We start from the raw sequence: 12829 nt of genomic DNA, 5'->3' as shown, positions 1-12829 counted from the left end.
ACTATTCCTTTGCATTCTTTATTCTTCTACATAATCAACGTGTACCAACAGCGCCAATACGCCCCGAATATGCGCAAACAGCCTGGCTGCAAAACGTCATCCCCGAATACTACCAGCCCTGTCCTAAATCGAATATTTTTATCTTTCACCGAGGCGACGAAGGAACCTGATGCTGACTCCGCCCTCAAACAGCAGTACAACCAGCGCCCACCGGTTCGCCCTCGCCAGATCGCGTGATACAGTGGGCCGGAATCTGAATTTGCCGGAAACTGATACATGCTCAATCTGCCCGCTCGCTTCAACACCCCATGCCGCCGCCTTGCTGCCCTTGCAGCCAGCCTGCTGGTACTTTCTGCCTGCGGTGAAAGCCGCCTGGAAGCGTCGGTTCAGCCGGGATCGAGAAGCGCCGGGGTGGTCAGCGTGGAGCGCAGTTTCAACCAATGGCGCGATGAGTTTCGTGATCAGGCCTTGGCCGCAGGTATCGATGCCAAGCTGTTTGATCGCGCTTTTCAAGAGATCGAGCCTGATCCTGCGGTTCTGAAGGCCGACGGAAGTCAGCCGGAATTCGCCCGGCCGGTCTGGGAGTATCTGGACGGTGCCCTGTCTTCACAGCGACAGTCCACCGGTCGCATCATGCTGGCCCGGCATGCCAGCGTTCTGCAAGAGATCGAAGAGCGCTATGGTGTTGACCGCCATATTCTGGTCGCCATCTGGGGACTGGAAAGCAACTTCGGCAGCAATATGGGTAACCGCTCAGTGATCCGTTCACTGGCCACACTCGCCCACCAGGGACGTCGCTCCAATTTCGCCCAGACCCAATTGCTGGCCGCCCTGGAAATCCTGCAGCGGGGTGACACCACGGTCGATGACATGACAGGCTCCTGGGCTGGCGCCATGGGCCAGACCCAGTTCATTCCCACTACCTACAACGATCACGCGGTGGACTTCGACGGCAACGGTAAGCGGGATATCTGGCATACCGAAGCGGACGCCCTTGCCTCCGCTGCCAATTATCTTCGCGCCTCGAACTGGCAGTCCGGTGCAAACTGGGGCATGGAAGTGCGTCTGGCAGACGGGTTTGATTATGCGCTGGCCGACATGTCCATCCGTAAGCCCATGTCAGAGTGGTCCGCACTGGGCGTCACCGATGCACTCGGCCGCCCGCTGGCCACGCGTTCCAATGCTCACGCCACACTTATTCTGCCGGCCGGCCATCGTGGCCCGGCATTCCTGATCATGAATAACTTCCGCAGCATTCTGCGTTACAACAATTCCACCAGCTACGCCCTCGCCATCGCGCTGCTGGCAGAGCGCTTCCAGGGGCAGGGGCAGATCTACGCCAACTGGCCCACCGATGACAAACCCTTGTCCCGTACCGAACGCCTGGAACTGCAGGAACGCTTGGAAGCACAAGGCTATGGCCCCGGCAGTGTCGATGGCATTATCGGCGCCAATACCCGTCAGGCAATACGCCGCCTTCAAATTGCGCTCGGCTGGCCCGCCGATGGCTACCCGGACCAACAGCTATTGAAAGCACTGCGCCAACAGACGAACTGAAGCTGCAGCAAATATCCGTTTGTCTGGGGACAGAAGAAAGCGTATAAAGAGCGTTCCAATAGCTACCGGTTTATCGTTTTGAACTCTGTCCCCCCCCCCCGAACTAACGCGATGACAGGCCGTCTTCGCACCCCATCCTTACAATCGATTTCTGCAGTTGCCTTGTCTCAGCCCATAGTGGAGGTCTCCCATGTTTGAATGGTTGGCTGATCCTACTGTCTGGGCGGGCCTATTTGCCCTGATTGCCCTCGAAATCGTGCTTGGCATCGATAACCTGGTGTTCATCGCTGTATTGGCGGAAAAACTGCCGCCCGAACAGCGCGACAGAGCGCGTGTTCTCGGCTTGTCGCTGGCGCTGATCATGCGTCTCGCGCTGCTGATGAGTATTGCCTGGCTGGTCACCCTGACCACTCCATTGTTCCATGTTCAGGATCATGCCGTTTCTGCACGCGACCTGATCATGCTTGTCGGTGGTCTGTTCCTGCTGTTCAAGGCCACCATGGAGCTGCATGAACGCCTGGAAGGGCGGATACAGACCAGCGCTGCCAAAGTGGCCTATTCCAGCTTCGGCGTGGTGGTTACCCAGATCGTGATTCTGGATGCAGTGTTCTCCATCGACTCCGTCATCACCGCCATCGGCATGGCTGACGAACTGGCCGTCATGGCCATCGCCATGATCGTGGCGATGGCCGTCATGCTGCTGGCCAGCAAACGTCTCACGCGCTTCGTCAACGCCCACCCGACGCTGATCATTCTGTGTCTGGGCTTTTTGATGATGATCGGCTTCAGCCTGGTGGCCGAAGGGGTAGGCCTGCATATACCCAAAGGCTATCTGTATGCGGCCATCGGCTTCTCGATCCTGGTCGAGTTCTTCAATCAGCTCGCCCAGCGTAACAAGCAGAAGTGGCTGGATACCGGCGGGACCTTGCGTGAACGCACCGCCAACAATATCCTGCGTCTGCTGGGCAAGGGTGACAATGCCCTGCCCGCCTCCGACGCTACGCTTGAACCTGATGCGGAAACGGAAACCCTGTTCCAGGAAAACGAGCGCGACATGATTCGTGGTGTCCTGAGTCTGGCCGATACCAATATCAAGGCGCTGATGACACCGCGCCGCGAGGTGCATACGCTGGACCTGAGCAACAGCCTGGAAGAACAGCGCAACCAGTTGCTGGAATCGCCCTACTCCCGCCTTGCAGTCATCCGTGATGGCAAGCAGGATGAACCTCTGGGCATCGTGCAGAAGAAGGTGCTGCTGAGCGCTATGCTGCGCGGCGAGGCGCTGCACTTCGAGGACTATATTGAACAACCCGTTGTGCTGTTCGAAACACAGAACGCGATCAAGGCACTGGAAGCCTTCCGCCATGAAGGTAAGCAGATGGCCTTTGTGGTGGATGAATTCGGCACTCTGGAAGGTATTGTCAGCCTGACAGATATTCTGGAAGCCATCGCCGGTGAGTTGCCGGAAGCGGAACAGGGCATGGATCTGACACCCAGCGTGGTGCCTCTGGAACTCGGCCGCTACGAAATCGATGCCAGTGAAAACCTGGAAGAGATCAACCGCCAGCTACCCGAACCGCTGCCACGCAGTTCACTGTATACCACCCTCGCCGGGCTGATCCTGAACCAGCTTGAGCATATGCCCGAACAGGATGAATTGCTGACCGTAGACGGCTGGCAGATACGCATCCTGGAGATCGAGCATATGCGCATTGCCCGGGTCGAGCTGACCTGGGCAGCAGAAAACGCCTTCTCAACAACAAAGTAAAAACCAAAAGTCAGGCCGTAGTGCAGGTTGCCGGTTCGGACGCAGGAGTGTCCACAGTATGGCTCCCACGCTCTGGAGTGACCCAAAGTTGGACGGATCACATATCTACGACCAGCGGGTTTGGGTCCTGTATTGAACAGGGCTCAGGCAGATAGCAACCGGCATCACAAGCGAAAAGGCAGCGGAAGCCGTTCGCGTATCAACACCGGTAGGCCCACGCTGGTTCCGTCATCGGGGCGGGATGCCGTTATTCATGTAAAATCACATATCCTGAGGTGGAAGACCGCGCTGTACCAGGGCATTGGGAGGGCGACCTGATCATCGGCCTGAACCGTTCTGCGATTGGAACGCTGGTCGAGCGTTCAACTCGCTTCACCATGCTTGTTCATCTGCATCGCGAGGCAGGCTATGGGTTAATTCCTCGGACGAAGAACGGCCCTGCGCTGGCTGGCTACGGGGCTGTTACCATGACCAACGCATTGAAAAAAACGGTGCCTGATCTTCCCATCGAACTGTGACGATCTTTGGCCTGGAATCGTGGGAAAGAGCTATCGGATCACGTCCGATTTACCATCGAATCTGGAGTGAGATCTTCTTCGCTGACCCTCATAGTCCATGGCAACGCGGCACGAACGAGTATCTAAAATCTGTTCAACAACCCAGTGTTGCGACGACCAATTGAATCCATCCTGCCAGCCTTGGTCTCAGTGCAAGACCGCTTTCTCATGTGGCCGGAGCCGTACAAACGCGGTTTAAGCATCTTGCCAACCATCTCGAATAAGGGGTGCCTGGCGATATCGTAGGAGATGATCTCGCCGTTGTAGAGGTCCAGAATGGGCGACAGATGAAGCTTCTGCCCTGCGACCTTGAACTCAGTGACATCGGTTACCCACTTCTGATTGGGCTTTTGCGCATCAAAGTCACGCTGCAAGAGATTGGGTGCAGCTCTGCCTGCTTCTTCCTTGTAAGCACGGTATTTCTTCACCCGAACGAGGCACTTCAACTGAAGCTCACCCATCACGGGCTAGGGCCGTTGGAGTCGAATGTTTCAATGGCCTGCTAGGGAAGAACGCCGCAGGGCTTGTGGCCCGGCGCAGCGTATAAACAGGCAGCGAATGGCCGTACTGCGTATCAGGGAACGTACTCCCTATAAAGGAGTGAGTAATTGACCGTTGTTGATAAAAGCGTACAGGTTAGCCAACACCAGCTCTTCCATACTCAAGCGGGTTTCTTGCGTAGCACTGCCGACATGCGGCAGTAATACCACATTAGGCAGGCCGAACAACGCTTGTGGCACCGCAGGCTCGCCGTCAAACACATCTAATCCAGCTCCGCCCAAGCTGCCATCCAGCAAAGCCGACACCAGCGCTGCCTGATCAACCACACTGCCACGCGCGATATTGACCAGAATGCCTTGCGGGCCGAGCGCAGATAGAACCTTGGCATCGATCAGGTGATGGGTGGCTGCTCCGCCCGGGCAGGCCAGCACAAGAAAGTCCGCCCAACTCGCCAGCTCCAGCAAGTCCGCCGCATAGCCATAAGAGCTGTCCGGGTCCTGCCGGCGTTTGTGGTAGCGCACGGGCATGTCGAAGCCTTGGGCTCGGCGGGCGATGGCCTGGCCGATACGGCCAAGGCCGACGATGCCGAGCTTCTTGCCACTGACTTTATGCGTCAATGGATAGTTACCACTCAGCCAATGTCCGGCGCGCACAAAGCGGTCGGCGGCGGTCAGTTGCCGTGCGCTGTCGATCATCAGGCCCATAGCCAAGTCGGCGACGCAGTCGTTGAGTACGTCCGGGGTGGTGCTGATAACGATGCCGCGATCACGCAGCTGCTCCAGCGGATAAGGGTCGCAACCGACGCCGAAGCTGCAAATGACGCTCAGATTAGGCAGGCATGCCAGCTGCTCGCCGCTGCAGCCGAAGCGTGCCGACGACACCAGCAGTTCGAAGGTAGCGCCGTGCTCCTTGAGAAATTGCATAGGGTCCGCCTGCTGCCACAGCGCGGTGACGTCATAGCGCTCTGCCAGCGTGCGGTTGAACCGCTCGCTCAGCGCGCCGATCTGCAGTACCTGGGGTTTGCTCATGGGGGCTCCTTGATACATGGGCTACAGCAATTTTCCGGGATTCATCAGGCCAGCCGGGTCCAATGTCTGCTTGATGCTACGCATCAGCTCCAACTCCAGTGGGTCTTTGTAGTGGCGCGCCGCGTCACGCTTGGACTGGCCCAAGCCATGCTCGGCACTGATACTGCCGGCAAAGCTGACGGTGACATCAAAAATCACCCGCATGATCGCCTCGCCCTGCGCCTTGAACGCAGAATCTTCGGCGCCCAGGGGCTTGCTGATGTTGTAATGCAAGTTGCCGTCACCGACATGGCCGTAAGCGACAATGCGCACGCTGGGGAACGCCTTCTGCAAGCGCATATCTGCTTCCTCGATAAAGGCTGGGATGCTGCTGACCGCCACACTGATGTCGTGCTTGAGACTCGGCCCTTCATGGTTCTGCGCTTCCGAGATCCCTTCGCGCAGTGCCCACAGCGCAGCCACTTGCGCTTCGCTGGAGGCGACTACCGCATCAAGGGCGGTGCCGCGCTCGAAGGCCTCGCCCAAACTGCTTTCCAGCATGTCGTTCAACGGCGCGTTGGCCAAGGTATCGCTGAGTTCGATCAGCACATACCAAGGATGTATCTCGCCGAACAGATCGTTACAGCCCGCCACATGACTGAGGACAAAATCCAGGCTCTGCCGCGACATCAATTCGAAGCCAGTCAGACGGTCGCCGCAGAGGCTGCGCATCTGCCCGATCAGCTCAACCGCCGCTTGCGGGCTGGGTAATGCCACCCAGGCGGTAGTCCGGCTGCGTACCGCTGGGAACAGCTTGAGCACGGCGGCAGTGATGATGCCCAACGTGCCTTCGGAGCCGATGAACAACTGCTTGAGGTCGTAGCCGGTGTTGTCTTTACGCAAGCCGCGCAGGCCGTTCCAGATACGCCCATCGGGCAGTACCACTTCCAGGCCCAGGACCAAATCACGCATATTGCCGTAACGCAGCACGGCAGTACCGCCGGCGTTAGTCGCCAGGTTGCCGCCGACCGTGCAACTGCCTTCAGCGCCCAGCGACAGCGGGAACAGCCGACCCACTTCGGCCGCCGCCTCCTGCAGACGCTGAAGGATCACGCCGGCTTCAACCGTCATGGTTTCGTTGCCACTGTCGACGGCGCGGATACGCACCATGCGGGTCAGCGACAGCACCACTTGCTTGCCCGAATCATCCGGAATCGAGCCGCCGCACAGGCCAGTATTACCACCCTGCGGCACCAGTGCGACACCCGCCTCGCTGCACAAGCGCACTACCGCTGCGACCTCCCCGGTAGAGGCTGGACGCAGCACCATCGCGGCCTGGCCATGGTAGGCGTTGCGCCAATCGCTGAGATAACTGTGCATACGTTCGGCGTCGGTGATCAGGCCCGCATCGCCCACCACCTCATGCAATGTCTTAAGCAAGGTTTCAGGTAAAGCATTCATATCAGGTCACCGGCGCCGGGTTGAACAGGATCAGGTCGTTGTGCAGTTTGTGCTTCTCAGTCCAGGTGTGTGTTTTGCCGCTAGCGATGTCCAGATACAACTGGAAGATGCGCCAGCCCATTTCATCCAGGGTCATACACCCAGAGGTAATTTGCCCGGCATCGACGTCAATCAGGTCGGGCCAGCGCTCGGCCAATTGCGTACGGGTCGCTACTTTAATTACCGGCACCATGGCCAGGCCGTACGGCGTGCCACGGCCGGTGGTGAAGATGTGCAGGTTCATCCCAGCGGCCAACTGCAGGGTGCCGCAGATAAAGTCGCTGGCTGGCGTAGCGCAAAACCACAAGCCCTTACCGCGAATCCGCTCGCCGGGCGAAACCACCCCGGCAATGGCGCTGGAGCCGGACTTGGCAATCGAACCCATGGCCTTTTCGACGATGTTGTTCAGCCCGCCCTTCTTGTTGCCCGGCGTAGTGTTAGCGCTGCGGTCGGCCATGCCGCGCTGCAGGTAGCTATCGTACCAATCCATCTCGCGGATCAGCGCATCGGCGACTTCCACCGTTGCCGCGCGCGGGGTGAGCAGGTGAATGCCGTCGCGTACCTCAGTGTTCTCGGAGAACATCACCGTGGCGCCGGCACGCACCAACAGGTCGGCGGCTACGCCGAGGGCCGGGTTGGCGGTGATACCGGAAAACGCATCGCTGCCGCCGCACTGCATGCCCACCGATAGCTCAGAGGCTGGAACTGTCTCGCGGCGGCGTTCGTTCAATACCTGCAAGCGCGCTTCGATCATCGCCATAATCTGCCCGACCATGCCGGCGAAGCCGTTGCTGGAGTCTTGCAGGCGGAACAACCACTCTTCTTCATGGATACCACTGGTCAGCTGATCACCATCCATCAGCTGATTGGCTTGAAGCTTCTCGCAGCCGAGGCTGATCACCAGCGCCTGGCCACCGAGGTTAGGGTTGCGGCTGATGTTGTATAGGGTGCGAATCGGCACCACCGCGTCTGGCGCGGTGATCGCCACGCCGCAACCGTAGCTGTGCGACAGGGCAACCACATCATCAACATGGGGGTACTTGGGCAGCAGCTCCTTGCGCACCCGATCCACGCAATGACCGAGCACACCGATCACGCACTGCACCGTGGTGGTCACGCCGAGGATGTTGCGCGTGCCGACCGTGCCATCCGGGTTGCGGAAACCCTCGAAGGTGTAGCCTTCCAACGGCTCGACCACAGGCGCCGGCAAGGTAGCTTTAGGCAGATTATCCAGTGCCGGCGCGGATGGCATGCGCAGCTGCGCCTCAGTAACCCAGCGCCCAGCGGCGATGGGTTCCAGGGCGTAACCGATGACTTCGCCGTAGCGCACTACGTCGCCATCCAAGGGAATATCTTGCAGCGACACCTTGTGGCTCTGCGGAATACCTTCGATGGCTTCCAGGCCATCGGCGAAACGCCCGCCCGTGGCCACACCCTGCTCGTTGACCACCACGCCGACGTTATCGGCAGGGTGCAAACGGATGTAGCGAGGCGAGTCCTGATGGGGAATCAATTGCATGGATATGTACTCCTCTCAATACGGCTCAGGTGCCCGGCGTGCCGGCCTGAGGTGGCTCGTCGTCCAGCTCGATCCTGTGAATACGACCAACGATAAACAGGTAACTGATCACCGCCAGCAAAGCGTTAGCGCCGACATACATCAGCGCTGCGTCAAATGAGCCCGTGCGGCTAACCAAGTAGCCGACCACGATAGGCGTAGTAATCGCGGCCAAGTTGCCGAATGTATTGAACAGTCCACCAGACAGGCCGACGATCCGCCGTGGCGAGGTGTCGGCCACCAGCGTCCAGCCGTGGGAGCCAAAACCTTTGCCGAAAAAGGCCAGGGCCATCAAGCCAATCACCGCGGCATCACTCTCAGCGTAAACGCACAGTACTATGCAGCTCGACAGCAGCATGCCGAAGCCAATTGGCAGCTTGCGCGCCAAGGTCAGGGAATAACCGCGACGCAACAAACCATCCGACACCAGGCCGCCGAGCACGCCGCCAACAAAGCCGCTGATCGCCGGCAGCGAGGCGGAAAAACCGGCGGTGAGAATGGTCATACCACGCGCCTGCACCAGGTACACAGGGAACCACGTGAGAAAAAAATAGGTGATGGCGTTATTGCAGTACTGGCCAAAATAGATGCCGATCATGGTCCGCTGGGTCAGCAATAGCTTAAGGTAGCGCCCCTGTGAGCCTGCCTCGCCAGCCGGACGCGGGGCGAGATCGATCAAGCCGCCGCCAGCTTCTATGTAGGCGAACTCGGCCTCACCAATGCGCGGATGTTCGCGCGGGCCGTACATCAACTTGAGCCACACGCCACACAGCAGCAGGCCTAGACCGCCGAGCACGAAAAAAACATACTGCCAGCCCATGGCCTGCACCACCCAGCCCATCAGCGGGGCGAATATGGCGGTGGCGGCGTATTGCGCCGAACTGGAGATCGCCGTGGCGGTGGCGCGTTCAGCAGTCGGAAACCACGCAGCGATGATGCGCGCATTACCCGGGAAACACGGCGCCCCGGCGAAACCTACTGCCAGGCGCAGGAGAAACAGGGTGGCGACTGTCCAGGCCAGCGGTAACATACCGACGAAGCCCTGTAACAAGGTGAACAGCGACCAGCAGAACAGCGTGATGACATAGACCTGCTTGGCGCCAAAACGGTCGAACAGCCAACCACCGGGGATTTGCCCGATGACATAGGCCCAGCCGAATGCCGAGAAGATAAAGCCGAGCGTCACCGAATCGATACCCAGGTCAGCCTGCAGCGCCGCACCAGCAATCGACAGGCTGGAGCGGTCAGCAAAGGTGACCGTGGTGACGAGGAACAGCATCAGCAAGATGGAGAAACGCACCTTGCCTGGTTTTTCTGCATGCATCAGGCGAACTCGCGGAAAATTCGAGAGAGATGAGTCCAGCGTTATTGACCTCCGGACTCACCCGGCTCAGCGCACCATACAGGGTCGCTTATTGTCGAAACTCCAGTTGGGCATCAGGTATTGCATGGCGGTGGCATCGTCGCGTGCACCCAGTCCTTTGGCCTTATACAGCTCGTGCGCCTTGGCCAGCGCGTCCCAATCCAACGTCACGCCGAGGCCTGGGATGTTCGGCACTTGCACCAAACCACCCTCGATACGCAGCGGGTTGCGCGTCAGGTACTGACCGTCCTGCCAGATCCAGTGAGTGTCGATGGCGGTGACCTTGCCCGGCGCGGCGGCGGCCACGTGTGTGAACATCGCCAGCGAGATGTCGAAGTGGTTGTTCGAGTGCGAACCCCAGGTCAGGCCCCAGTCGTTGCACATTTGCGCCACGCGCACGGAACCAGCCATGGTCCAGAAGTGGGGGTCGGCCAGCGGGATGTCTACCGATTGTAGCGAGATGGTATGGCCCATCTGCCGCCAGTCGGTGGCGACCATATTAGTGGCAGTCGGCAGGCCAGTGGCGCGGCGGAACTCGGCCATGACTTCGCGGCCGGAGTAGCCATTCTCGGCACCGCACGGGTCTTCGGCATAAGCCAGCACGCCGTGCAGGTCGCGACACAGGGCGATGGCTTGATCCAACGACCAGGCGCCATTTGGGTCCAGGGTCACGCGCGCTTCAGGGAAGCCTGCGGCCAGGGCACGGATGGCCTCGACCTCGTCTTCGCCGTGGAGTACGCCGCCTTTCAGTTTGAAGTCCTTAAAACCGTAGCGCGCATACGCTGCCTCGGCCTGACGGACGATGGACTCTGGAGTCATCGCGGTTTCGTTACGCACGCGGCACCAGGCATCGTCGGCATTACGCTCGTCCCGATAGCCAAGGTCGGTCTTATCGCAGTCGCCAACAAAGAACAGGTAGCCGAGCATTTCCACGGCATCGCGCTGCTGGCCTTCGCCGAGCAAGGCAGCGACGGGTACACCGAGGTGCTGACCGAGCAGATCGAGCAGCGCTGATTCCAGGGCAGTAACCGCATGAATGGCGATGCGCAGGTCGAAGGTCTGCAGACCGCGGCCACCGCTGTCGCGGTCGGCGAAGGCGCGACGCGCGTGGTTAAGCAGCGCGTTGTAATTGCCAACCGGCTGACCGACCAGCATGGCGCGGGCATCCTCCAGGGTCTGGCGGATGGCTTCGCCACCGGGGACTTCGCCGACACCAATATGGCCAGCGCTGTCTTTTAGGATGAGGATGTTGCGGGTGAAGTAAGGGCCGTGGGCACCGCTCAGATTGAGCAACATGCTGTCGTGGCCAGCGACCGGGACCACTTGCAATTCGGTGATCAGTGGGGTGTTACCAACAGTATTCTGTGGATTCATGACCGTTACCCTGTTGTTTTTATACGGATGTCACTACGGACTGGGACTGTATTGCGGTGTGGGAGGGGCTTCTGGCACCAGATAGATCGATGAAGCCCGATCAACTCTATCCGGCTAAAGCCCCTTCTACGGACACCTCAGCGGTGTTAGCCGATGTAGGTGGTTTTCACGGTAGTGTAGAACTCGGCCGCATAGCGGCCCTGCTCACGCGCACCGTAGGATGAACCTTTCCGGCCACCGAACGGCACATGGTAATCCACCCCAGCAGTGGGCAGGTTAACCATGACCATGCCGGCCTGGGAGTGCCGCTTGAAGTGGTTAGCGTACTTCAGCGACGTGGTGCAGATACCGGCGGACAAACCGAACTCGGTATCGTTGGCCATGGCCAGCGCTTCTTCGTAGTCTGCAACTTTGACGATGTTGGCAACTGGGCCGAAGATCTCTTCACGGCTGATGCGCATATCGGCGGTGCTGTCGGCAAACAGCGTCGGGGCCATGTAGTAGCCATCTTTCTCGCAACTTATCCGCTCGCCGCCACTCACTAGGCGAGCACCTTCCTGCTTACCAATCTCGATGTAGCTCAAGTCCTGATCAAGCTGGGACTGAGACACCACCGGACCGATGTCCACGCCTTTTCCCAGGGCGTTACCGACCTTGATCGACTTCATACGTTCGGCCATGGCTGCAACGAACTTGTCGTAGATGCCGGCAGTCACGATGAAGCGGCTTGACGCTGTGCAACGCTGGCCGGTGGAGTAGAACGCGCTCTGTACGGACAGCTCAACGGCGCTGTCCAGATCAGCGTCATCAAGGATCACTTGCGGGTTCTTGCCACCCATTTCCAGCTGTACCTTGGCGCCACGAGCTACGCAGTTAGCGGCGATGTTACGGCCGACGTCGACAGAACCGGTGAAGCTGACACCGGCAACGCGCTTGTCACCGACGATGGCTTCACCGACCACTCGACCGCTACCCATGACCAGGTTGAACACACCAGCCGGGAAGCCTGCACGGGAAATAATTTCGGCGATGGCCCAAGCGCAACCGGGTACCAGATCTGCCGGCTTGAACACTACGCAGTTGCCGTAGGCCAAGGCCGGGGCAATTTTCCACGCCGGAATTGCGATAGGGAAGTTCCATGGGGTGATCAGACCGATCACGCCCAACGGCTCGCGAGTGACTTCTACTGATACACCAGGGCGTACCGAAGCCAGCAACTCGCCAGCCTGGCGCAGGCACTCACCAGCGAAAAACTTGAAAATGTTACCGGCACGACCGACTTCGCCGACGGCCTCAGGCAGGGTCTTGCCCTCTTCACGTGCCAGCAATGCGCCCAGCTCTTCACGGCGAGCAAGAATTTCGCTGCCGACTTTATCCAGCGCATCACTGCGCGCCTGGATACCAGAGATCGACCAGGCCGGGAACGCGGCATGGGCAGCGGCGATAGCCTGATTAACCTGATCGACATCGGCTTGGGCGTATTCACCCACCACATCGGCTAAATCCGATGGGTTGATATTGATCGAGTACTTGGCACCCGCGACCCACTCGCCGCTGATGTAGTTGTCATAACGTTGTGGATTAGCCACGGACAGCCTCCTGAATGGAAAGCGGCGTCTTAACGCGCCGCTATTAAATGATGAC

At 59.2% G+C, this 12829-nt stretch carries 8 protein-coding genes and 2 pseudogenes; 3 read left to right on the top strand and 7 right to left on the bottom strand.

Features of this window, described 5'->3' with window-relative positions; translation table 11 throughout:
• Positions 1 to 276 precede the first annotated feature (276 nt).
• From INT39_RS05690 to INT39_RS05680, 3 genes and pseudogenes are all read left to right on the top strand, one after another.
• On the top strand, positions 277 to 1557 hold the full coding sequence (locus tag INT39_RS05690) for a lytic murein transglycosylase (RefSeq protein WP_193072699.1): 1281 nt from the start codon (positions 277 to 279) through the stop codon (positions 1555 to 1557).
• Between the two features lie 190 nt (positions 1558 to 1747).
• Positions 1748 to 3325 (top strand): TerC family protein, encoded by a 1578-nt coding sequence (locus tag INT39_RS05685; protein WP_193072697.1) that lies wholly within the window; start codon positions 1748 to 1750, stop codon positions 3323 to 3325.
• Positions 3326 to 3597: 272 nt separating this feature from the next.
• Positions 3598 to 3962: pseudogene (locus INT39_RS05680) on the top strand (transposase); the annotation flags it as partial.
• A 70-nt stretch (positions 3963 to 4032) separates the two neighbouring features.
• Here INT39_RS05680 and INT39_RS05675 read toward each other — a convergent pair.
• The 7 genes and pseudogenes from INT39_RS05675 to INT39_RS05645 form a co-directional block, all read right to left on the bottom strand.
• A pseudogene (locus tag INT39_RS05675) lies at positions 4033 to 4346 on the bottom strand (DDE-type integrase/transposase/recombinase); the annotation flags it as partial.
• Positions 4347 to 4472: 126 nt separating this feature from the next.
• Positions 4473 to 5411 carry a 2-hydroxyacid dehydrogenase gene (locus INT39_RS05670; RefSeq protein WP_193072695.1) on the bottom strand — a complete coding sequence of 313 codons (939 nt, stop codon included), beginning with the start codon at positions 5409 to 5411 and terminating at the stop codon, positions 4473 to 4475.
• 21 nt (positions 5412 to 5432) lie between these two features.
• Entirely contained in the window at positions 5433 to 6851 is a 1419-nt protein-coding gene (locus tag INT39_RS05665) for an FAD-binding oxidoreductase (protein WP_193072693.1), read from the bottom strand.
• Position 6852: 1 nt separating this feature from the next.
• Entirely contained in the window at positions 6853 to 8409 is a 1557-nt protein-coding gene (gene garD, locus INT39_RS05660) for a galactarate dehydratase (RefSeq protein ID WP_193072691.1), read from the bottom strand.
• A 25-nt stretch (positions 8410 to 8434) separates the two neighbouring features.
• On the bottom strand, positions 8435 to 9772 hold the full coding sequence (locus INT39_RS05655) for an MFS transporter (protein ID WP_193072690.1): 1338 nt from the start codon (positions 9770 to 9772) through the stop codon (positions 8435 to 8437).
• 66 nt (positions 9773 to 9838) lie between these two features.
• Positions 9839 to 11185 carry a glucarate dehydratase gene (gene gudD, locus INT39_RS05650; protein WP_193072688.1) on the bottom strand — a complete coding sequence of 449 codons (1347 nt, stop codon included), beginning with the start codon at positions 11183 to 11185 and terminating at the stop codon, positions 9839 to 9841.
• A 146-nt stretch (positions 11186 to 11331) separates the two neighbouring features.
• Positions 11332 to 12774: an aldehyde dehydrogenase family protein gene (locus INT39_RS05645; RefSeq protein ID WP_193072686.1), complete on the bottom strand. Its 1443-nt coding sequence runs from the start codon at positions 12772 to 12774 to the stop codon at positions 11332 to 11334.
• Positions 12775 to 12829: the final 55 nt, after the last annotated feature.

The organism is Pseudomonas sp. FME51 (genome assembly GCF_014897305.1).
The sequence above is the reverse complement of the archived record's forward strand: the minus strand, read 5'-3'. Positions and strand labels throughout refer to the sequence as shown.

Coding starts and splice junctions, on each gene's coding strand:
- INT39_RS05670 (WP_193072695.1), bottom strand. CDS start 5,411: ATGAGCAAACCCCAGGTACTGCAGATCGGCGCGCTGAGCGAGCGGTTC.
- gudD (WP_193072688.1), bottom strand. CDS start 11,185: ATGAATCCACAGAATACTGTTGGTAACACCCCACTGATCACCGAATTG.
- garD (WP_193072691.1), bottom strand. CDS start 8,409: ATGCAATTGATTCCCCATCAGGACTCGCCTCGCTACATCCGTTTGCAC.
- INT39_RS05655 (WP_193072690.1), bottom strand. CDS start 9,772: ATGCATGCAGAAAAACCAGGCAAGGTGCGTTTCTCCATCTTGCTGATG.
- INT39_RS05685 (WP_193072697.1), top strand. CDS start 1,748: ATGTTTGAATGGTTGGCTGATCCTACTGTCTGGGCGGGCCTATTTGCC.
- INT39_RS05665 (WP_193072693.1), bottom strand. CDS start 6,851: ATGAATGCTTTACCTGAAACCTTGCTTAAGACATTGCATGAGGTGGTG.
- INT39_RS05690 (WP_193072699.1), top strand. CDS start 277: ATGCTCAATCTGCCCGCTCGCTTCAACACCCCATGCCGCCGCCTTGCT.